Annotated in this window: 21 protein-coding genes; 14 read left to right on the forward strand and 7 right to left on the reverse strand. The window is 71.0% G+C overall.

The genetic code is table 11. From position 1 onward, the window contains the following. Positions 1 to 74: 74 nt before the first annotated feature. The 4 genes from OF380_RS21415 to OF380_RS21430 all read left to right on the forward strand — a co-directional run bounded on the left by OF380_RS21415 (position 75) and on the right by OF380_RS21430 (position 2,589). Positions 75 to 584, forward strand: coding sequence for a hypothetical protein (locus tag OF380_RS21415; protein ID WP_264047384.1), 510 nt, complete (start codon positions 75 to 77; stop codon positions 582 to 584). A 9-nt stretch (positions 585 to 593) separates the two neighbouring features. Then, a complete protein-coding gene (gene kdsA, locus OF380_RS21420; protein WP_264047386.1) occupies positions 594 to 1,481 on the forward strand; it encodes a 3-deoxy-8-phosphooctulonate synthase in 888 nt (295 codons plus the stop codon). An 83-nt stretch (positions 1,482 to 1,564) separates the two neighbouring features. Continuing rightward, entirely contained in the window at positions 1,565 to 1,897 is a 333-nt protein-coding gene (locus OF380_RS21425; protein ID WP_264047388.1) for a hypothetical protein, read from the forward strand. 173 nt (positions 1,898 to 2,070) lie between these two features. After that, positions 2,071 to 2,589 (forward strand): hypothetical protein, encoded by a 519-nt coding sequence (locus tag OF380_RS21430; protein WP_264047390.1) that lies wholly within the window; start codon positions 2,071 to 2,073, stop codon positions 2,587 to 2,589. Between the two features lie 9 nt (positions 2,590 to 2,598). On the opposite strand, the gene queF is transcribed toward OF380_RS21430, so the two are convergent. After that, a complete protein-coding gene (gene queF / locus OF380_RS21435; RefSeq protein ID WP_264047392.1) occupies positions 2,599 to 3,063 on the reverse strand; it encodes a preQ(1) synthase in 465 nt (154 codons plus the stop codon). Between the two features lie 132 nt (positions 3,064 to 3,195). Between queF and OF380_RS21440 the strand changes: the two genes are divergently transcribed. Continuing rightward, entirely contained in the window at positions 3,196 to 3,399 is a 204-nt protein-coding gene (locus OF380_RS21440; protein WP_056183260.1) for a hypothetical protein, read from the forward strand. Between the two features lie 204 nt (positions 3,400 to 3,603). Beyond that, a complete protein-coding gene (gene eno, locus OF380_RS21445) occupies positions 3,604 to 4,893 on the forward strand; it encodes a phosphopyruvate hydratase (RefSeq protein WP_264047399.1) in 1,290 nt (429 codons plus the stop codon). Positions 4,894 to 5,020: 127 nt separating this feature from the next. Here eno and OF380_RS28715 read toward each other — a convergent pair whose 3' ends face one another. Continuing rightward, complete coding sequence (locus tag OF380_RS28715) at positions 5,021 to 5,386, reverse strand: hypothetical protein (protein WP_318784262.1); 366 nt, start codon at positions 5,384 to 5,386, stop codon at positions 5,021 to 5,023. A gap of 207 nt (positions 5,387 to 5,593) precedes the next feature. Here OF380_RS28715 and OF380_RS21455 point away from each other — a divergent pair, with 207 nt between their 5' ends. Together OF380_RS21455 and OF380_RS21460 are read left to right on the forward strand one after the other, a co-directional pair. Then, positions 5,594 to 6,013 (forward strand): thiol-disulfide oxidoreductase DCC family protein, encoded by a 420-nt coding sequence (locus tag OF380_RS21455; protein ID WP_264047401.1) that lies wholly within the window; start codon positions 5,594 to 5,596, stop codon positions 6,011 to 6,013. 108 nt (positions 6,014 to 6,121) lie between these two features. Then, positions 6,122 to 6,790, forward strand: coding sequence for a DUF1345 domain-containing protein (locus tag OF380_RS21460; protein ID WP_264047403.1), 669 nt, complete (start codon positions 6,122 to 6,124; stop codon positions 6,788 to 6,790). Positions 6,791 to 6,797: 7 nt separating this feature from the next. Here OF380_RS21460 and OF380_RS21465 read toward each other — a convergent pair whose 3' ends face one another. Next, the gene (locus OF380_RS21465) at positions 6,798 to 7,856 is read right to left on the reverse strand and encodes an endonuclease/exonuclease/phosphatase family protein (RefSeq protein WP_318784264.1); all 1,059 of its coding nucleotides are present in this window, start codon (positions 7,854 to 7,856) and stop codon (positions 6,798 to 6,800) included. A gap of 104 nt (positions 7,857 to 7,960) precedes the next feature. Here OF380_RS21465 and OF380_RS21470 point away from each other — a divergent pair, with 104 nt between their 5' ends. The 4 genes from OF380_RS21470 (at position 7,961) to OF380_RS21485 (ending at position 14,308) form a co-directional block, all read left to right on the forward strand. Further along, on the forward strand, positions 7,961 to 9,352 hold the full coding sequence (locus OF380_RS21470; RefSeq protein ID WP_264047405.1) for a pentapeptide repeat-containing protein: 1,392 nt from the start codon (positions 7,961 to 7,963) through the stop codon (positions 9,350 to 9,352). 15 nt (positions 9,353 to 9,367) lie between these two features. After that, the gene (locus OF380_RS21475) at positions 9,368 to 10,138 is read left to right on the forward strand and encodes a potassium channel family protein (RefSeq protein ID WP_264047407.1); all 771 of its coding nucleotides are present in this window, start codon (positions 9,368 to 9,370) and stop codon (positions 10,136 to 10,138) included. Positions 10,139 to 10,305: 167 nt separating this feature from the next. Then, complete coding sequence (locus OF380_RS21480; protein ID WP_404810487.1) at positions 10,306 to 13,290, forward strand: response regulator; 2,985 nt, start codon at positions 10,306 to 10,308, stop codon at positions 13,288 to 13,290. A gap of 73 nt (positions 13,291 to 13,363) precedes the next feature. Next, positions 13,364 to 14,308 (forward strand): aspartate carbamoyltransferase catalytic subunit, encoded by a 945-nt coding sequence (locus tag OF380_RS21485; protein ID WP_264047409.1) that lies wholly within the window; start codon positions 13,364 to 13,366, stop codon positions 14,306 to 14,308. Positions 14,309 to 14,314: 6 nt separating this feature from the next. Here OF380_RS21485 and OF380_RS21490 read toward each other — a convergent pair whose 3' ends face one another. The 4 genes from OF380_RS21490 to purM form a co-directional block, all read right to left on the reverse strand. Further along, positions 14,315 to 14,461, reverse strand: coding sequence for a hypothetical protein (locus OF380_RS21490; protein WP_264047411.1), 147 nt, complete (start codon positions 14,459 to 14,461; stop codon positions 14,315 to 14,317). A gap of 150 nt (positions 14,462 to 14,611) precedes the next feature. After that, complete coding sequence (locus tag OF380_RS21495) at positions 14,612 to 14,899, reverse strand: type II toxin-antitoxin system ParD family antitoxin (protein ID WP_264051431.1); 288 nt, start codon at positions 14,897 to 14,899, stop codon at positions 14,612 to 14,614. Between the two features lie 111 nt (positions 14,900 to 15,010). Continuing rightward, on the reverse strand, positions 15,011 to 15,667 hold the full coding sequence (gene purN, locus OF380_RS21500; protein ID WP_264047412.1) for a phosphoribosylglycinamide formyltransferase: 657 nt from the start codon (positions 15,665 to 15,667) through the stop codon (positions 15,011 to 15,013). Then, complete coding sequence (purM, locus tag OF380_RS21505; protein WP_264047414.1) at positions 15,667 to 16,734, reverse strand: phosphoribosylformylglycinamidine cyclo-ligase; 1,068 nt, start codon at positions 16,732 to 16,734, stop codon at positions 15,667 to 15,669. Before purM ends, purN begins: the two co-directional genes overlap by 1 nt. A gap of 314 nt (positions 16,735 to 17,048) precedes the next feature. Between purM and OF380_RS21510 the strand changes: the two genes are divergently transcribed. Next, a complete protein-coding gene (locus OF380_RS21510; RefSeq protein WP_264047416.1) occupies positions 17,049 to 18,143 on the forward strand; it encodes an AI-2E family transporter in 1,095 nt (364 codons plus the stop codon). After that, complete coding sequence (locus OF380_RS21515) at positions 18,140 to 18,880, forward strand: P-loop NTPase family protein (protein WP_264047418.1); 741 nt, start codon at positions 18,140 to 18,142, stop codon at positions 18,878 to 18,880. Before OF380_RS21510 ends, OF380_RS21515 begins: the two co-directional genes overlap by 4 nt. The last annotated feature ends 80 nt before the right edge of the window (positions 18,881 to 18,960 follow it).

An 18,960-nucleotide genomic window follows, 5' to 3' on the forward strand; every position in this document is an offset into this window, starting at 1 on the left:
CCGCCCGAACCCTGTCGAGACCTGGTCCCCGCCGAGACTTGGTCTTCGTCCCGCCCGCCCGGTAAACTCGACCGATGACGCACGCCTTCCGCCTCGCCGCGATCCTGCTCTCGCTCGGTTCCGGCGCCCTCGCACCGGCCCGGGCGGCGGAGGGCTGCGACGCCCTCACCGCGCGGATGATTCGCGCCACCGGCGCCTCGCTCGCCGGGCGCGAGGGCACCCGCGCGGTGTTCCGCGCCGCCGACGCGGAGCGCATGAGCCTCGATTGCGGAGCCCCGCGCCGGATGGTCTTCACCGCCCTGGCACGGGAGCCGGCCCGCCCATTCTACGGGCTGATCGGCCTCGCCGCCGAGGCGCTGACCGGCGCCAAGTCCGAGGCGGCCGAGACCCTGGCCCTGGCCCTGCACCAGGACGCGCTGCTCACGGGTCGGCCGCAGCAGGGGGTGGCGGGCCGCGCGGCCCTGCGCTGCGAGGCGGCGCCCGACGCGGACCCGTTCGCGACGCCCCGCACCCGCTGCATCCTGGCGCCGAGCACGCGGCCGAGTCGCAGAACCGGCCTTTTCGGAAGCGCCCGGCCGGGCTAGACAGTCCCCATGCCCGAGATCACCCCCGCCCCCGTTGTCGCCGCCGGCTCCGTCGCCTTCGCGAATCACCGGCCCTTCGCCCTCATCGCCGGCCCCTGCCAGCTCGAGGGCCGCGATCATGCCATCGAGATCGCCGATGCCCTGAAGGCGATGACCGACCGCCTCGGGATCGGCCTCGTGTTCAAGGGCTCCTTCGACAAGGCGAACCGGACTTCCGGCAGCACCGCGCGGGGCCTGGGGCTCGCGGAGGCGCTGCCGATCTTCGCCGAGATCAAGGCGCGCTTCGGCCTGCCCGTGCTCACCGACGTGCACGAGGCGGCGCAATGCGCCCCCGCCGCCGAGGTGATCGACGTCCTCCAGATCCCGGCCTTCCTCTGCCGCCAGACCGACCTGCTGCTCGCCGCCGCCGCCACCGGACGGGTGGTGAACGTGAAGAAGGGCCAGTTCCTCGCTCCCTGGGACATGGCGCATGTCGCCGCCAAGGTGACGGGGGCGGGCAACCCCAACGTACTGGTGACCGAGCGCGGCGCCTCGTTCGGCTACAACACCCTGGTCTCCGACATGCGCAGCCTGCCCATCATGGCGCGGGTGACGCACGGCGCCCCGGTGGTGTTCGACGCCACCCATTCGGTGCAGCAGCCGGGCGGGCAGGGCGCCACCTCCGGCGGGCAGCGCGAGTTCGTCTCGGTGCTCGCCCGCGCCGCCGTGGCGGTGGGGGTCGCCGGACTGTTCATCGAGACCCACCCCGACCCGGACCGCGCGCCCTCCGACGGGCCGAACATGGTGCCGCTCAAGGACATGCCGGACCTGCTGGCCGAACTCCAGGCCTTCGACCGGCTCGCCAAGGCGCGGGTAGGCGAGGCGCGGGTGGGCGAGGCGCGGACGGGCGAGGCGTAAATCCCCGATCCGGGCAATTGGGGAACGATCGGCGCGGCTTGACGTTGGAATCTTCAAGATTTCCGCGAACCATCAAGGATTCCATGCGCAAGCTCGCCCTCATCTCCGCCCTGACCCTCTCGCTGGGCGGCCTCGCCGCCGCGACCTCGGCCGAAGCTGGCCCGCGCGGTCACGGTTACGGCCATGGTGGCTACGGACACGGTCACGCCTACGGACATCGCGGCTACGGCCGTGGCGGTTACGCCTATGGCGGCCGTCGTCGCGGCATCGGCACCGGTGCGGCAGTCGGCCTCGGCATCGCCGGCCTCGCCGCTGGTGCGATCGCGGCCGGCGCGGCGCGCGATGCCTACAACCGCGACGGCTACGGTCGTCCGGCCTATGGCTACGGCGCCCCGGCCTACGGCTACGGCTACTGAGTTCAAAACCTTCGAACGGACATCGGGGGCGGTCGGCGCAAGCCGGCCGCCCTTCGTCGTTCCCGCTTCACCGTTGTCAGCGCCGGCGTTGCGTCGTCCACGCGAAAGGATTGAAAAATACAGCCTGAGATAGCATGAGGGCGGTTCGTGCCATCACGCGAAGGTGACGCCCGATGCCCATTCTCATCGCCATGGCGGGGGCGCTCGTGACCGGACTGGTCTATTGGATCCAGTACGGCCACGGGCTGGAGCACATCGACCAGTCCCTGCGCGATTGGCGGACCGGGCGGCGTCGCAGGGCGAGCGAGAGCGCGATCCGCTCAAGCCCCCTGAAAGCGCTTCGACATCCGGCCGACATGGCCGGGCTGCTGATGACGCTGGTGGCCCATCAGCGTGGTCTGCTCACCCCCGAACAGGAGGCCGAAATCCTGTCTCAGCTGCGTGCCGTCGCCGAACCGGGGGACGACCTCGACACCCGGATGGTGGTGATCCGCCACGCGGCCGATCAGGCGCCCGATCCGGATACGGCCGTCCGCTCCCTGGCCCCGCACCTGCGCGACTGCCTCTCCCGATCCGAGCGGGACCATCTGTCGGACATGCTCTGGGCCGTGGCGACCGTGCATCAGGGACCGACGATGGCGCAGGAGCGCTTCATCGAGCAGGTCCGGCGCGCGATCCATGAGGATCGCTGACGACGCGTCTCAGCGTGCCCGGTAGGGCGGCACGCCGGGATCGGGCAGCCAGACGGATTTCGGCGGCTCCCCGGTCTGCCAGAACACGTCGATGGGGATGCCGCCGCGCGGATACCAGAAGCCGCCGATGCGCAGGTAGCGGGGCGCCAGCAGATCGGACAGCGTCAGGCCGATTCCCACCGTGCAGTCCTCGTGGAAGGCCCCGTGGTTGCGGAAGGCGGTGAGGTAGAGCTTCAGCGACTTCGATTCGACCAGCCACTGGTCGGGCACGTAGTCGATGACGAGGATCGCGAAATCCGGCTGCCCCGTGACGGGGCAGAGGGACGTGAATTCCGGCGCGGTGAAGCGGGCGAGGTAGTCGGTCCCCGGATGCGGGTTCGGGACCCGGTCGAGCCGGGCCTCTTCGGGGCTGGCGGGCAGGGGGCTCATCTGCCCGAGTTGCAGGCCCTCGGAGCCCGAATGCTGGTGGGTCATGTGCGGAATCTCTCGTGCCGCCGGGCGCGAAGCCCATGGCGGGCGTCGCGCGTACGACGGAAAACCATCAATTTGCCGCGCAAGCGGCCACGGTGAGTGGCAGGCGCGGGGTCCGCGTGCCATATGGGTGTCATGAGCGACGAAAACACGGCAACCTATCCCTACACCCTGGAGATCCAGCCGCCCAAGGCCCCGGGCAGCCCCTACCAATGGGCGATCCGCCGCAAGGGGAAGCTGATCCAGCGGTCCGACCGCAATCACCCGACCGAGGCCAAGGCGCGGGAGAACGGCATGGCGCAGATCGAACTGCTCCTGTCCGGAGCGGGCGACCGCTAGGACCGGGCGCCGGCGACCGAACGGGTGAGATTCCGGTCCTCCTCGGGCCGGCAGGCTGCGCAGGACGCTTGCCGGACGCGAGGCGTTGGCGGATAAGCCTCGGCGGGAACGCCCCGCGAGACGGCCATGCGCGGCCGTCTCGCGGGGCGTTCCCGGCCTCGTGCGCGAGGCCTCGACAAGCCGTAACGTCCGGAAGGCGCCTGCATGACCGCGATCACCAACATCGCAGCCCGCGAGATCCTCGACAGCCGAGGCAACCCGACCATCGAGGTCGACGTGCTGCTCGAGGACGGCTCCTTCGGCCGCGCGGCCGTGCCGTCGGGCGCCTCCACCGGTGCCCACGAGGCGATGGAGCTGCGCGACGGCGACAAGGGCCGCTACGGCGGCAAGGGCGTGCGCAAGGCGGTGAACGCCGTGCAGTCCGACATCCTCGACGCCATCGGCGGCATGGATGCCGAGGACCAGATCGCCGTCGACGAGGCGATGATCGAGCTCGACGGAACCCCGAACAAGAGCCGGCTCGGCGCCAACGCGATCCTGGGCGTCTCGCTCGCGGTCGCCAAGGCGGCGGCCGAGACCGCCGGCCTGCCGCTGTACCGCTACATCGGCGGTACGCAGGGCCGGGTGCTGCCCGTGCCGATGATGAACATCATCAACGGCGGCGCGCATGCCGACAACCCGATCGACTTCCAGGAATTCATGATCATGCCGGTGGGCGCATCCTCGCTCGCCGAGGCCGTGCGCATGGGCGCCGAGGTGTTCCACACGCTGAAGGGCGCCCTGAAGAAGGCCGGCCACAACACCAACGTGGGCGACGAGGGCGGCTTTGCCCCCAACCTGCCCTCGGCCGAGGCCGCCCTCGACTTCGTGATGCAGTCGATCCAGGCCGCCGGCTTCAAGCCCGGCACCGACATGGTGCTGGCGCTGGACTGCGCCGCCACCGAGTTCTTCAAGGACGGCGCCTACCATTACGAGGGCGAAGGCCAGACCCGCGACATCGAGGCCCAGGTGAGCTACCTCGCGGGCCTCGTCGACGCCTACCCCATCCTGTCGATCGAGGACGGCATGTCCGAGGACGACTGGGAGGGCTGGAAGCTCCTCACCGACCGCGTCGGCGACCGCTGCCAGCTCGTGGGCGACGACCTCTTCGTCACCAACGTGACGCGCCTGTCGCGCGGCATCGCCGAGCAGACCGCCAACTCGATCCTGGTGAAGGTCAACCAGATCGGCTCGCTCACCGAGACGCTGGCCGCCGTCGATATGGCCCAGCGCGCCGGCTACACCGCCGTGATGTCCCACCGCTCCGGCGAGACCGAGGATTCGACCATCGCGGATCTGGCGGTCGCGACGAATTGCGGACAGATCAAGACCGGTTCGCTGGCCCGCTCGGACAGACTGGCCAAGTACAACCAGCTCATCCGCATCGAGGAGGGCCTCGGCTCGCAGGCCCTCTATGCCGGCCGCAACGCCCTGAAGGCGCTCGCCCGCCGCTGAGCCTCACGGCCCATCTGCCCTGACCCATGAGAAACGGCCGCGAAGCGATTCGCGGCCGTTTTCGTTATCTCGATCCCGACGACCGGCCCCGTGACGGCGAGGGAACGCGCTCACGGACAGATCCGCCTCAGCGCGCCGTCCTCTCGATGGCCTCCGCCACGACGCGCCGGGTCGGAGCCGCACGGGGGGTCACGGACGGGGTGGTGGTCAGTTCGGAGGCCGGCCGCAGCGTGGCGGTGACGCGGGCCTGCTCCCGGTAGAGCGGAGGCGTGAGGTAGGCACGGTCATCCGCCCATGCGGCGCAGGTCGGCGTCGCGGCGGCGACGACCACGGACGGCGTGGTGATCAGTTCGGAGGCCGGACGGACCGTGGCGGTGACGCGAGCCTGCTCCCGATAGAGCGGAGGCGTGAGGTAGGTGCGTTCGTCGGCCTGGACCGCACCCGTCAGGGTGGCGGCGGCGAGGGCGGTGAGAACGAGGGTGCGAAGGGTCATGATCCCGATGTCCTTGCGTGTCACGGGGCCCGTGCCCCGTTCGATGACCGCAATCTATTTTGCGTCGCACCATCATTCAAACAGATCTGGTCGATAATCCGTATCGACTTGATCAATATGGGGACTCTGCGCCGGTGCCGGATGCCGCCGACCGGCGGATCCCGTGCCTCGTGCCCACGGAGGCGGCGCGCGCCCTATCTTGCGGGGATGATAGTCTCCGCGCCTCCCGTCCTCACCGTCTACTTCGACGGCGCCTGCTCTCTCTGCGCGGCAGAGATCCGCCTGTACCGACGATCCGAGGGCGCCGAGCGGATCGCCTGGGTCGATGTCGGGACGGACGGACCGGAGGATCGGGAACCTGGGGATCTGGGACCCGGCCTGACGCGCGACGCGGCCCGTGTCCGGTTCCACGTCCGGCGGCCGGGCGGTGACCTGATCTCGGGCGCGGCGGGGTTCGCCGCCCTGTGGGCCGTGCTGCCGCGCTGGCGCCTCCTCGCCCGCCTCGCCGCGTTGCCCGGCGTGACGGCGCTCGGCGAGATCGCCTACCGGCTGTTCCTGCCGCTGCGGCCCTGGATCGCCCGGGTCGTGCCGGTGCGCGGGGCCCGCTGCGACAAGGCTTGCGGGTAGGGCGGGCGAGGGCGCAGAGACGGCCTGCCACGCACCTGCCACGCACTTGCCGCGCAACCTGCTCCTCACCCTTGCTCACATCCTTGTTCCTCCGCGCGAGACGCCGCCATGCGCACCCCCTTCCAGTCACTCCCCGTCCAGGCCTTCTGGCTGCGGCCCCGGCTGCTCGCCTCCGTCGGGCTCACCCTCGTCCTGGCGCTGGTCCTGCCGTTCGCCGACCTTTCGGTGCGGCTCCTCATCGGCTGGTGCCTCGGCGTGCTGGTCTATTGCGGGCTGATCGTCGCAAAGGCCGCGCGGCAATCGCAGGACTCCCTGCGCGCCGAAGCCACCCGGCTCGACGACAGCGCCTTCGCGGTCACGCTCTTCGCGATCCTGGCGGCGGCCGCGAGCTTCGGCGCCGTGGCGATGCTGGTGCTCGGCGGCAACGGCAGCGAGGCCTATCGGCTCAGCCACCTCGGGCTCGCCGCCGCGACCATGGTCTGTGCCTGGCTCTTCGTGCAGGTGGTGTTCACGGTGCACTACGCGCACCTCTATTACGGCGCCGACGACCGGACCTCGCGCGGCGGGCTCGACTTCAACGGCGACGAGAACCCGGATTTCTGGGATTTCTTCTACTTCTCGGTCACCATCGGGGCGACCTCCCAGACCTCGGACACCGACATCACCAGCAAGGCGATGCGCCGGGTCGCGACCGTGCAGACGATCTACGCCTACGTCTTCAACACCAGCGTGCTGGCGCTGGCCATCAACATGGCGGCCGGCGTGGCCCAGCACTGAGGCACCTTCACCGGGCGGCCTCCACGGCCTCCTGGGCATCGCGATGATCCTCCGCCGTCGCTTCCGGCGCGTCCTGCAGCCGGGGCGCCGCCTCGGTGCGGCAGAGGCTGATCAGGATCGGGAAGTGGTCCGACTGGATGTGGGGCAGGCGCTCGATCCGGCCGAGAAGGAAGTCGTCGCTGAAGAAGATGTGGTCGAGGGGCCAGCGCAGCAGCGGCCACTTGGCGTTGAAGGTCGGGTAGAGCCCGCGCCCGATGCGGGGATCGAGGAGCCCGCTGATATTCTGGAAGAGGTCGTTGGTCTTCGACCAGGCGACGTCGTTCAGGTCGCCCGCCACCACGGCGGGGCGCCCCTCCGCCTTCACCTCGCGCGCCACCAGGATCAGCTCGGCGTCGCGGGGCGCGCTGCTCTGGCCGGGATGGGGCGGGCGCGGATGCACCCCGAAGAAGGTGAAGGTCTGGCCCGAGCGCAGGGTCACGCCAGCCCGCACGGACGGCACGTCGTCCTGGAGCAGGAAGCGCACCTGCGGGTCGGTCAGGGGAAGCTTCGAGTAGAACATCAACCCGTAGGTGTTGTCCTGGGGCTGGGCCACCACGTAGGGGTAGCGCGCCTTCAGCGGCTCCAGGGCCTCGGCCCAGGCCGCGTCGGTCTCGACCAGCAGCAGCAGGTCGGGGTCCTGCGCGGCCACGAGGTCGAGCACGGGCGCGGTGGCGCGGTTCGATTCGAGCACGTTGGCGATCATGATCGACACGCCGGCCGCCGAGCGGCAGGCTCCCGCCTCGGCCGCGACCGCCTGCGGCGAGACCAGCCGTGTGAACGGGTAGATGCACGCCACCTGGTAGGCTAGGGCTGCGACGAGGCCTGCGGCGAGGGACAACCCGGTCGCGTCGCGGGCGACGATCAGCAGTCCCAGGATCACGGCGACGATCAGGGCCGCAATCTGCAGGCGCGGGAAGTCGAAGGTGCGGATGAACCCGGAATTGCTCGGAATGAAGGGCAGCAGCGTCGCCACCACGAGGAGCGCTCCGACGGCCTCCAGGCCGATTGCCACCCACGTCACCGCCACCTGCCGCTCCCCCCGCCGTCGCCGGCACGTCGTTCTCGCGGCCAAGCCTGCCGCAACGCCCGACAGGCCGAATGGTGCCCGCATCCGGCACCCGGAGTTGCGACATGGCGCCTGACATGCCCCCCGCCACGGAGGACGGCGCCGCCGCCCGGGTGCGGGTCGACGCCCTGCTGGCGCGCCTCGAGGCCCTGGCGGGCACGCCCTTCACGGCGGATGCGGACGCCCGCGACCTCAGGGGTCTGCCCCTGGGGCGCGACGCCCTGGCGGTGCGGCTCGACGCGGACGCGGCGCCCCCCGCCTGGTGGGATGCCAAGCAGGCGGGGCTGTCGCTGGCGGGGGCGGACCTCACGGACGCGCATCTGGAGGACGCGGATCTCTCGGGCGCCAACCTCGCGGGCGCGCGGCTGGCCGGCGTGCTCGGCCGCTCCGCACGCTTCGCCGACGCCATCCTGGAGGAGGCGGATTTCGCGGGCGCCGACCTCAGCGGCGCCCGGTTCACCGGCATGGCCGGGGGCGAGGCCCATTTCGACGACGCGATGCTGGAGGACGCGCATTTCGGCGGCGCGGCCATGCGGTTCGCCAAGCTGCGCCGCGCGCTCCTCGACGGCGCCAATTTCGACGGAGCAGACCTCTGGGGCGCGGATTTCACCGGGGCGGACGCGGACTACACGCATTTCCGCGGCGCCCGCCTCGACGAGGTGAAGCTCGTCGGCGTCAACCTCACCTATGCGGATTTCGAGGGCGCCAGCCTGAAGAAGGCGCAACTCGGCGGCTCGCGCCTGCGGGGGGCCAACCTCACCGGGGTGAAGCTCGACGGGGCGAATCTCGCGGGCGCCGACCTCTCCGAGACCAGCCTCGTGCGCCTCAACCTCTCCACCTGCGACCTGCGCCACGCCCGCTTCGCCGGCGCCTGGCTCAGCGGCACCCGGATGCGGGTGGACCAGCTCGGCGGCGCGGTGGGTGAGGAGGTCGCCCGCGACTATCCCGCCGCCCAGGCGAGCTACCTCGCGCTCGAACAGAACTTCAAGAGCATCGGCAGCCAGGACGCGGCGAGCTGGGCCTACAAGCGCGGGCGCCGGATGGGCCGGCTCCAGGCGGGCGCCCAGGCGCGGGCGGCCTGGGAGGCGCGCTCCGGGCCCGCCCTCGCCCGGCACGGCTACCAGTGGGTCGCCGACCGCTTCGTCGAATGGCTCTGCGATTACGGCGAGAGCCTGTCGCGCATCGCCCGCGCCTTCGTGATCCTCATCTTCGTGTTCGCGGGATTCTACGGCCTCACCGGTGGCCTCATCCCGGAGGGCGGCGACGGGCGGCCGACCTACAACCCCCTCGACCTCGTCAGCTACAGCGCCCTCAACATGATGACGGCCAACCCCCCCGAGATCGGCGTGAAGCCGGTGGGCCGCGTCACCAACCTGCTGGTGGGCATCGAGGGCGCGGCCGGCATCATCCTGATGGGCCTGTTCGGCTTCGTCCTCGGCAACCGCCTGCGGCGCTGAACGCTTTCACCGCTCATGACCTCGCTCACCGCGCGCCTGACCGAACTCTACGAGGGCGGCACGCCCCGTGCCCACCGGTTCCGCTACGGCCTCCTCGCCTTCGACGTGGCGACGGTGGCCTACGTCGCGGTCACCTCGTTCCTGCCCCGCCAGGCCTGGATCGAGGGGATCGACGTGGTCCTCGGGCTCGCCGTCCTCCTCGACTTCCTGGCGCGGCTCGCCATCAGCCCGCATCGCTTCCGGGAGTTCCTGCACCTCTCGACCTGGGCCGACGTCGCGGCGGTGATCTCGTTCCTCGCACCCATGGTGGGGGAGGGCGCCGGCTTCCTGCGCATCCTGCGGACCCTGCGCCTGCTGCGGAGCTATCGCCTCCTCGACCGGCTGCGCGCCGACAGCCAGGTCTTCCGCGTCAACGAGGACGCGATCCTGGCGGCCACCAACCTCGCGGTCTTCGTCTTCGTGATGACGGGCTTGGTCTACGCGACCCAGCACGGGAGCAACCCGGCGATCGGCAACGCCGTCGACGCCCTCTACTTCACCGTGACCTCGCTGACGACCACCGGCTACGGCGACATCACCCTGCCGGGCACGTCGGGACGCCTGATCTCGGTGGCGGTGATGATCTTCGGCGTGACCCTGTTCCTGCGGCTCGCGCAGGTGCTGTTCCGGCCGCCCCGGGTGCGCTTCCCCTGCCCGGATTGCGGCCTCCAGCGCCACGACAGCGATGCCGTCCACTGCAAGGCCTGCGGCTCGCGCCTCAACATTCCCGACGAGGGCAGCGACTGACGGCACGCGGTGCGGGGCACTGGGCTGCGCGGAGAAGCGGGGTGCCTGAGAACTCCGCGATGAACGGAACCCGGCCCGGCGCGTTTGCGAGCGTCGGTGCCAATGGCCTGCTATGGCGTGTCCGACCCTTCCCGCCCCAGGGCGTCGACCCCCGTGAACCGGACCGCATGACCAAGCCCTCCTCCCCGCTGTCCTTCCTCGGCTGGCGCAGGCCCCGCGTCCTCATGGGCCTGCCGAGCTCGCCCCTGGCGCTGATCCTGATCGGCGTCGCCGTGGCGGCCGGGATCGGCAACTATCTCGCCGGCGAGGCGAGCCGCGCGGAAGTCGCCCGCCAGCACGCCGTCCTGTCGCAGAGCGACCGCCTGCTCGCCAACATGGTGGAGCTGGAGACGGGCATGCGCGGCTTCGTGCTGCTCGGGGAGGAGACCTACCTCGAACCCTACGACGCCGCGCAGGCCACCATCGACGGGCAGCTGAGCGCCATTAACGACCTCACGCGGGGCATGGATGCCCAGAGCCCGGAGCACATGCGGATCCTGCGCGAGGCCGTGGACGCCAAGCGCGCCTATGCCGCGCGGGTGATCCAGCTGCGCCGCACCGAGGGCTACGACCCCGCCGTGGCCGTTGTCCGGACCGGGGAGGGCAAGCGCACCATGGATGCGGTGCGCGCGGCGACCAAGACGGTGCAGACTCATGCCGACGCCGTCCTGACCGCCAGCGAGGAGCGGGACCGGGTGCTCTCCCTGGTGCTGTCGCTGGTCTCCCTCGCCTCGGCCATCGCCGCGGTCGGCCTCCTCGGGCGCCTCGCCCTGGTGCGCCGGCGCGACGAGCAGCGCACGGCCGCCCTCCTCGACGGAGTCTTCGCCAACGCCCCCGTGGGCCTCGGCTTCCTCGACCGCAACCTCACGATCCAGCACATGAACCGGGCGCTGGCCACCATGAACGAGCGCGGCTTCGGCGCGGATCTCGGCGCGCCGATCTGGGCGAGCGTGCCGACCCTCCAGGAGCAGCTGATCCCGAAGCTCAAGGCCGCCCGCGACGAGGGCCTGGTGACCACCAACGTCGACGTGGCCGTGCCGACGCCGAGCGCCCCGCGCGGGGTGCGCCACTTCCAGATGAGCTTCTATCCGCTGCGCGGGCGTGCGGGCTCGTCGCGCGCGGGCGAGATCCAGGCCGACGGCGTGGGGCTGGTGGTCTCCGACGAGACCCTGCGCAAGCTCTCGGAGGAGCGCATGCGCCACAGCGAGGAGCGCTTCCGCTCGCTCACCGAGGCCACCACCGCCATCGTCTGGACGACCACGCCCGAGGGCAGCTTCGAGGTCACCCCGTCCGAATGGACCCGCTTCACCGGCCAGACGCCCCAGGCGGCCTCGGGCGCCGGCTGGCTGGAGGCGATCCATCCGGAGGATCGCGTCCGCACCAACGCGGCGTGGCTCCGGGCGGTGGAGACCCTCTCGCCCTACGAGATCGAGCACCGCGTGCGCCGCGACGACGGAGTCTGGCGGATCATGTCGGCCCGCGCCGTCCCGATCCTCGAGGAGAACGGCAGCATCCGCGAATGGGTCGGCACCCATTCCGATGTCACCGCCCGCAAGGAGGCCGAGCTGGCCCTCGAAGCCGCCAAGGAGGCGGCCGAGGAGGCCAACCGCGCCAAGAGCCAGTTCCTGGCGAACATGAGCCACGAGCTGCGCACGCCGCTCTCGGCGGTGATCGGCTATTCCGAGATGCTGCAGGAGGAGATCGAGGATCTGGGCGAGGAGGGGCTGCTCGCCGACATGCGCAAGATCGAGGCGAATGCCCGCCATCTCCTCGGTCTCATCAACGATGTCCTCGACCTCTCCAAGATCGAGGCCGAGCGCATGGAGATCTACGCCGAGACCTTCTCGGTGCCGGAGGTCGTCCGCGACGTGGCGGCCACCGTGGAGGCCCTCGTGGACAAGAAGGGCAACAGCCTCGCCCTCGAGATCGCCGACGACCTCGGCATGGCCCAGACCGACCAGACCAAGCTGCGCCAGTGCCTCATCAACCTGTTGAGCAACGCGGCCAAGTTCACGGAGGGCGGGCGCGTCGTGCTGGCGGTCTCGCGCGCGCCGCATGACGGCAGCGACTGGTTGACCTTCCGCGTCACCGATACCGGCATCGGCATGAACCCCGAGCAGCAGGCCAAGCTGTTCCAGCGCTTCACCCAGGCGGACGCCTCCACGACCCGGCGCTTCGGCGGGACGGGCCTCGGGCTCGCCATCACCCGCGCCTTCGCGGAGATGCTGGGCGGGCGCATCGAGGTGGAGAGCCAGGAGGGGAAGGGCACCACCTTCACCCTGGCAGTGCCGGCGACCTACGTGGCCCCGGCCACCGACGAGGCCGCCCCGCACGGGCACGACGCCCTGCACCGGCTGGGCGAGGCGCGTCCCGTGCCCGGCGGGCACGTCCTCATCATCGACGACGACGCGGCCACCCGCGACCTCCTCGCCCGCTTCCTGGAGCGGGACGGCTTCACCGTCGCCACCGCCCGCGACGGGCGCGAGGGCGTCGAGCGGGCCCATGAGCTCAAGCCCCGCGTCATCCTCCTCGACGTGACGATGCCGCGCCTGGACGGCTGGTCGGTGCTGCGCACCCTGCGGGCGGACCCCGAGCTCGGCGCGACCCCGATCATCATGGTCACCGTGCTCGACGAGCAGAACCTCGCCTTCTCGCTCGGCGCCACGGACTACCTGCAGAAGCCCATCGAGTGGGGCCAGCTCAAGGCCGCGATGGAGCGGTTCAAGCCCTCCGAGCACAAGGGCCCGGTCCTCATCATCGACGACGACCCGGATGCCCGCGAGCGCCTCTCGGCGATGCTGACCCGCGAGGGCTGGCGCGTGGCGGCCGCCGAGAACGGCGTCGCCGGCCTGGAGGCGACCGCGGCCAAGAAGCCCTGCCTCATCCTCCTCGACCTGATGATGCCGGAGATGGACGGCTTCGGCTTCCTGCGGGCCCTGCGCGAGCGCGCGGAATGGCGCGACATTCCCGTGGTGGTGCTCACCGCCAAGGACATCACCGCCGAGGACCGCCGGCGCCTCGCCGGCCGGGCCGACCGGGTGCTGCAGAAGGGCGGCCTGAGCCTCACGGATCTGGCCGAATCCCTGCGCCCGCTGGTGGCGCCGGGCGTGTGAGGATCGAGCGGCCGGCACGGCGCCCCGCGCGCTTGCCGGCCCCTTCACGCCGGCCTATAGCCCTGGACCCAGCATGACAGCCGCGCCCCAGAGCTTCCCCCACCGGCACCTGCTCGGGATCGAGGGGCTTTCCCGACCCGACATCGAGATCCTGCTCGATCGGGCGGAGGACGCCGTCGCGCTGTCGCGCCAAGTCGAGAAGAAGCGCACCACCCTGCGCGGCCGCACCCAGATCAACCTGTTCTTCGAGCCCTCGACGCGCACGCAGAGCTCGTTCGAGCTCGCCGGCAAGCGCCTCGGCGCCGATGTCATGAACATGTCGGTGGCCTCGTCCTCGGTGAAGAAGGGCGAGACCCTCATCGACACCGCCGCCACGCTGAACGCCATGCGGCCCGACATCATCGTGGTGCGCCACCACGCGGCCGGCGCCGTGCACCTCCTGGCCCGCAAGGTCGATTGCGCCGTGGTCAATGCCGGCGACGGCGCCCACGAGCACCCGACCCAGGCGCTCCTCGACGCGCTGACCATCCGCCGCAACAAGGGCCGGATCGAGGGATTGCGCGTCGCGATCTGCGGCGACGTCCTGCACAGCCGCGTGGCGCGCTCGAACCTCATCCTGCTCCAGGCGCTCGGCGCCCGGGTGCGCATCATCGGCCCCTCGACGCTTCTGCCCACCGGCATCGAGCGCTTCGGCGGCGAGGTCTTCACCGATATGCGCAAAGGTCTGGAGGGCTGCGACATCGTCATGATGCTGCGCCTGCAGCGCGAGCGCATGAACGGCTCCTTCGTGCCCTCGGTGAAGGAATACTTCCGCTATTTCGGGCTCGACGCCGACAAGCTCCGGCTCGCCGCCCCCGACGCCCTGGTGATGCATCCGGGCCCGATGAACCGGGGCGTCGAGATCTCCTCGGAGATCGCCGATGGGGCGCAATCCCTCATCCGCGAGCAGGTCGAGATGGGCGTCGCCGTGCGCATGGCGGTGCTCGAAGCGCTGGCGACGCATCTGCCCAACGCGTGAGCCGGATCACCCGGACGGGCACAGGATCGCCGCGTAATCCTGCACCCGTTTGAGGATGCGCAGCCCGTCGATTCGTCCGGCCGCGACGCGGTCGAAGTTCAGGTACGCGCGGTACGACCGGCGCCGGACACCCGAGGTCTCGTAGCGCGGCACCAGCGAAATCCGTGAGGCGCATCGGCCAGACGGAGGCAGCGAGCGAGGAGCGCGTTCACGAAGCTCACGGCTCGGGGACGGGCTTGTCCTGCGCGATGACGTCACCGATCCGCGCGAGATCCGCTTCGGCCGCCTCGATGAGGCGGACGATCACGAGACGTCGGACTCCGCCCGAGCCTGATAGTTCGCCGTGAGGCGTTCGGCGATATCGGCGACGGCTTCGACCCGGCCCGCATCGGCATCGGCAAGGCCATGCGCAATCGCCGCGGCGAGGGCGAGGAGCCGCCTCTCGCGCTCTTCGACCAGCCGTGCACTCTCCCGGAGCACTTCGCTTCGAGACGGATATCGACCGCTCTGGACCAGGGTGGTCACGTCGCTTTCGAGCCTCGCACCGAGATTCGCGCTGCCGGGCCGATCGATCCTCCGATCGACGCACATCATGCCGGCAGCTGATAACGGTTATCGAGGCGCGTGCTGGTCCGACCCCGAAAGACTGTACCCGAACGGATCGGACGGAGGCCTGCGTCCCAACTTGGTCGGAGCCCGCCGCTACAGGCTGAGCAACGCCCCTTCCGCCCCCGTCAGACCTTCCGAAAACACCACCCGCGCGCCCTCCAGCCGCACTTGCCCGGAGGCCACCAGGGCCAGGGCCTGGGGATAGAGCCGGTGTTCCTGCACCAGGATGCGGGCGGCGAGCGCGTCGGCATCATCGCCGGGCCGCACGGGGACGGCCGCCTGCGCGATGATCGGGCCGGCATCGAGTTCGGGCACCACGTAGTGCACGGTGCAGCCGTGCAGGCGGACCCCGGCCGCGAGCGCCTGCTCGTGGGTGTGCACCCCCTTGAACAGGGGCAGCAGGGAGGGGTGGATGTTGATCATCCGGCCGGCCCAGGCTTCGACGAAGCCGGCGGAGAAGATCCGCATGAAGCCCGCGAGGCAGACGAGGTCGATGTCCGCCACCGCCAGCTCGGCCTGGAGCGCCGCGTCGAAGGCCTCGCGGCTGGGATAGGCCCGGTGGTCGAGGGCGCGGGTCGCGATGCCATGCCCGGACGCGGTGGCGAGGCCGAGGGCGTCGGGACGGTTCGCGGCCACCAGCACGATCTCGGCCGGGTAGTCCGGTGCCTGCGCCGCCGCGACCAGGGAGGCCATGTTCGAGCCGCGCCCCGAGATCAGGATCGCGACCCGGACTTTTCGCGAAGCGCGCATCAGAAGGCGAGCCGGCCTTCGAAGGTGACCGGCTCGGGGCCGCGCGGGGTGATCCGCCCGAGGCGGACCGGAGAGGCACCGCCAAGGTCGAGGGCCTTCGAGACGGCGCTGACGCTGTCCGGCGCCACCACCACGACCATGCCGATGCCGCAGTTGAAGGTCCGCAGCATCTCGGCCTCGGCGACCCCGCCGACCTCGGAGAGCCAGCCGAAGACCGGCGGCGGGATGATCGCGTCGAGGTCGATCCGGATGCCGACGCCGTCGGGGAGCACGCGGGGCAGGTTGTCGGGAAAGCCCCCGCCGGTGATGTGGGCGAGCGCCTTGATGCCGTCCGTGGTCTTCAGGGCGGCGAGCAGGGGCTTCACGTAGATCTGGGTCGGCTCCAGCAGGGCCTCGCCGAGGGAGCGGGTGGGCTCGAAGGGGGCGGGATCGTCGTAGGACAGGCCGCTCTTCTCGACGATGCGGCGCACCAGCGAGAAGCCGTTGGAATGCACGCCCGAGGAGGGCAGGCCCAGCACCACGTCGCCCGGCACGATGTTGCCGCGCGGCAGCAGGGTGCCGCGCTCGGCCGCGCCCACGCTGAAGCCGGCCAGATCGTAGTCGGACCCATCGTAGAGGCCCGGCATCTCGGCGGTCTCGCCGCCGATCAGGGCGCAGCCGGCGATCCGGCAGCCCGCCGCGATGCCCCGCACGATGTCGGCGCCGACCCCCGGCACCAGCTTGGCGGTGGCGAAGTAGTCGAGGAAGAACAGCGGCTCGGCGCCCTGCACGATGATGTCGTTCACGCACATCGCCACGAGGTCGATGCCGATGGTGTCGTGGCGGTTCGTCTCGATGGCGATCTTCACCTTGGTGCCGACGCCGTCGTTGGCGGCCACCAGGATCGGATCCTTGAAGCCGGCGGCCTTCAGGTCGAACAGCCCGCCGAAGCCGCCGATCTCGGCATCCGCGCCCGGCCGGCGGGTGGCGCGCACCAGCGGCTTGATCGTCTCGACCATGGCGTTGCCGGCATCGATGTCGACGCCCGCCTCCGCGTAGGTCATTCCGTTCCCGTGTTCGGCCGTCATCGGCACCTCGTCTCAACGTCCTTCGATCGCTGCTCTAACGGGTCGCGCCGGTCTCGGCGAGTCGGGAATGGCGCGTCGCGCCGTTGCAATCCCGCTCCGACGGGATCCGGGGCGGATCGCGGCGTCGCGAACCACGTCCGCCACGTCGGGGGGATGCGGCAGGCTTCGATTCGCGGAATGCCGGTCCCGGCGCGGCCGCCGCACGGAGGCGAACGGCGGCCGACAGCATGATTCGCTCCAAGCGCAGGCTTGACCGCACCCGCTCGGCTTCCCACTGTTGGGCCCTCAACGACGATCCGAGCGGGGAACGGCCGATGCGCGGCAGGGCGATGATCGGGCTGATGGCCCTCGCGGGCCTGGCGCTCCTGCTCTACCTGCTCGCCGACGTGATGCTGCCCTTCGTGGCGGGCCTCGCGCTGGCCTATCTCCTCGATCCCATCGCCGACCGACTGGAGCGCCTCGGGCTCGGGCGGCTCTCGGCCTCGCTCCTCATCCTCGCGGTCTTCGTGGTGGGACTGGTGGTGGTCCTGCTCCTCGTGGTGCCGCTTGCCGCCAACCAGGTCTCGGCGCTGGTGGCGACCCTGCCCGGCATGGTCTCGCGGCTGCAGGGCATCCTCGCCGACCGGGCGGGGCCGCTGCTGCAGCGGATGGGGGGTGCCGACGTGCTCACCGACCTGCAATCCCAGGTCGGCACCCTGGTGGGGCAGGGGGGCACCTGGTTCCTGACCTTCCTCAAATCCCTCTGGACCGGCAGCCAGGCGCTGATCTCCATCGCCTCCCTGCTGGTGGTGACGCCCGTGGTGGCGTTCTACCTGCTGGTCGACTGGGACCGGATGGTCGCGTCCGTCGACGGCTGGGTGCCCCCGCGCCACCGCCCGGTGGTCCGGCGCCTCGGGCGCGAGATCGACGGGGCGGTGACGGGCTTCGTGCGCGGCCAGACCCTGGTCTGCCTCATCCTCGGCACGTTCTACGCCGTGGGGCTGTTCTGCGTGGGCCTGAACTTCGGCGTGCTGATCGGGCTGATCGCGGGCTTCCTCACCTTCATCCCGTATGTCGGCACGCTGACCGGGTTCCTGCTCTCGGCCGGCGTCGCCCTGGCGCAGTTCTGGCCGGATTCCGACTGGCTGCACCTCGGCCTCACCATCGGCGTGTTCGTCGTGGGGCAGTTCCTGGAGGGCAACATCATCTCGCCCAAGCTGGTCGGCGAATCCGTGGGCCTGCACCCGGTCTGGCTGATGTTCGCGCTCCTCGCCTTCGGCTCCCTGTTCGGCTTCCTCGGCCTGCTGCTGGCGGTGCCGGTGGCGGCCTCCCTCGGCGTGCTGGTGCGCTTCGCCCTGGAGCGTTATCTCCGCAGCCCGCTCTATGATGGGACCGGCTCCAAGCTCCTGATCCAGCGCGACCCGCAATGACCTCCCGCGACAACGTCCCTCCGAAGCAGCTGGCCTTCGACCTGCCCGCCGACCCGCGCTACGGCCGCGAGGACTTCCTCGTGGGCCCGGCCAACGAGGCCGCCTACGCGCTGATCGAGGCCTGGCCGAACTGGCCGGACACGGTCTGCCTGCTCACCGGCCCCTCGGGCAGCGGCAAGAGCCATCTCGCCTCGATCTGGGCGACGCGCTCGCATGCCTGGACCGCGAAGGCCGCCGAGATCACCGCCGCCACGGTGCCGCGCTTCCTCTCCAACGGCGCCCTGGTGATCGAGGACATCGACGCCGAGCCTCGCGACGAGGCGGCCCTGTTCCACCTCCTCAATCTCGCCCGCGAACGCGCCTGCCCGGTGCTCGTCACCTCCGCCCTCTCCGTGGAGGCCCTGGGCCTGACCACGGCCGACCTGCGCTCGCGCCTGCGGCTCGCCCCCGGCGCCACGATCCTGCCGCCCGACGACGCCCTGCTGCGCGCCGTCCTGGTGAAGCTGTTCGTGGACCGCCAGCTCGTGGTGGACCTCGCCATCGTCGAGGCCCTGGCCCTGCGCATCGACCGCTCCCTGGGACGCGCCCGCGAGGTGGTGACGGCCCTCGACCGCGACGCCCTGAGCCGGGGCCGGCGCATCACCCGGCCCCTGGCGCTGGCGGTGCTGGACCGGCTCGGCTTCGGCGCGGAGGGGTCCGAGGACGACGAGGAATCCGACCCCGACGCCGCCCCGTAAGGTCCGTCCCGGGCCATTCCCGGCCAGCGTGAAGTCGTTACCGGCGGGCGATTGTCACCGAAGGGTCAAGAAGAGCGGGC

Source organism: Methylobacterium sp. FF17 (assembly GCF_025813715.1).
Lineage (GTDB): Bacteria > Pseudomonadota > Alphaproteobacteria > Rhizobiales > Beijerinckiaceae > Methylobacterium > Methylobacterium flocculans.

What these genes read in the sequence shown, in the direction of transcription:
- OF380_RS21415 (WP_264047384.1), top strand. Translation starts at nt 75, where the DNA reads ATGACGCACGCCTTCCGCCTCGCCGCGATCCTGCTCTCGCTCGGTTCC.
- kdsA (WP_264047386.1), top strand. Translation starts at nt 594, where the DNA reads ATGCCCGAGATCACCCCCGCCCCCGTTGTCGCCGCCGGCTCCGTCGCC.
- OF380_RS21425 (WP_264047388.1), top strand. Translation starts at nt 1,565, where the DNA reads ATGCGCAAGCTCGCCCTCATCTCCGCCCTGACCCTCTCGCTGGGCGGC.
- OF380_RS21430 (WP_264047390.1), top strand. Translation starts at nt 2,071, where the DNA reads ATGCCCATTCTCATCGCCATGGCGGGGGCGCTCGTGACCGGACTGGTC.
- queF (WP_264047392.1), bottom strand. Translation starts at nt 3,063, where the DNA reads ATGACCCACCAGCATTCGGGCTCCGAGGGCCTGCAACTCGGGCAGATG.
- OF380_RS21440 (WP_056183260.1), top strand. Translation starts at nt 3,196, where the DNA reads ATGAGCGACGAAAACACGGCAACCTATCCCTACACCCTGGAGATCCAG.
- eno (WP_264047399.1), top strand. Translation starts at nt 3,604, where the DNA reads ATGACCGCGATCACCAACATCGCAGCCCGCGAGATCCTCGACAGCCGA.
- OF380_RS28715 (WP_318784262.1), bottom strand. Translation starts at nt 5,386, where the DNA reads ATGACCCTTCGCACCCTCGTTCTCACCGCCCTCGCCGCCGCCACCCTG.
- OF380_RS21455 (WP_264047401.1), top strand. Translation starts at nt 5,594, where the DNA reads ATGATAGTCTCCGCGCCTCCCGTCCTCACCGTCTACTTCGACGGCGCC.
- OF380_RS21460 (WP_264047403.1), top strand. Translation starts at nt 6,122, where the DNA reads ATGCGCACCCCCTTCCAGTCACTCCCCGTCCAGGCCTTCTGGCTGCGG.
- OF380_RS21470 (WP_264047405.1), top strand. Translation starts at nt 7,961, where the DNA reads ATGGCGCCTGACATGCCCCCCGCCACGGAGGACGGCGCCGCCGCCCGG.
- OF380_RS21475 (WP_264047407.1), top strand. Translation starts at nt 9,368, where the DNA reads ATGACCTCGCTCACCGCGCGCCTGACCGAACTCTACGAGGGCGGCACG.
- OF380_RS21480 (WP_404810487.1), top strand. Translation starts at nt 10,306, where the DNA reads ATGACCAAGCCCTCCTCCCCGCTGTCCTTCCTCGGCTGGCGCAGGCCC.
- OF380_RS21485 (WP_264047409.1), top strand. Translation starts at nt 13,364, where the DNA reads ATGACAGCCGCGCCCCAGAGCTTCCCCCACCGGCACCTGCTCGGGATC.
- OF380_RS21495 (WP_264051431.1), bottom strand. Translation starts at nt 14,899, where the DNA reads ATGTGCGTCGATCGGAGGATCGATCGGCCCGGCAGCGCGAATCTCGGT.
- purN (WP_264047412.1), bottom strand. Translation starts at nt 15,667, where the DNA reads ATGCGCGCTTCGCGAAAAGTCCGGGTCGCGATCCTGATCTCGGGGCGC.
- purM (WP_264047414.1), bottom strand. Translation starts at nt 16,734, where the DNA reads ATGACGGCCGAACACGGGAACGGAATGACCTACGCGGAGGCGGGCGTC.
- OF380_RS21510 (WP_264047416.1), top strand. Translation starts at nt 17,049, where the DNA reads ATGCGCGGCAGGGCGATGATCGGGCTGATGGCCCTCGCGGGCCTGGCG.
- OF380_RS21515 (WP_264047418.1), top strand. Translation starts at nt 18,140, where the DNA reads ATGACCTCCCGCGACAACGTCCCTCCGAAGCAGCTGGCCTTCGACCTG.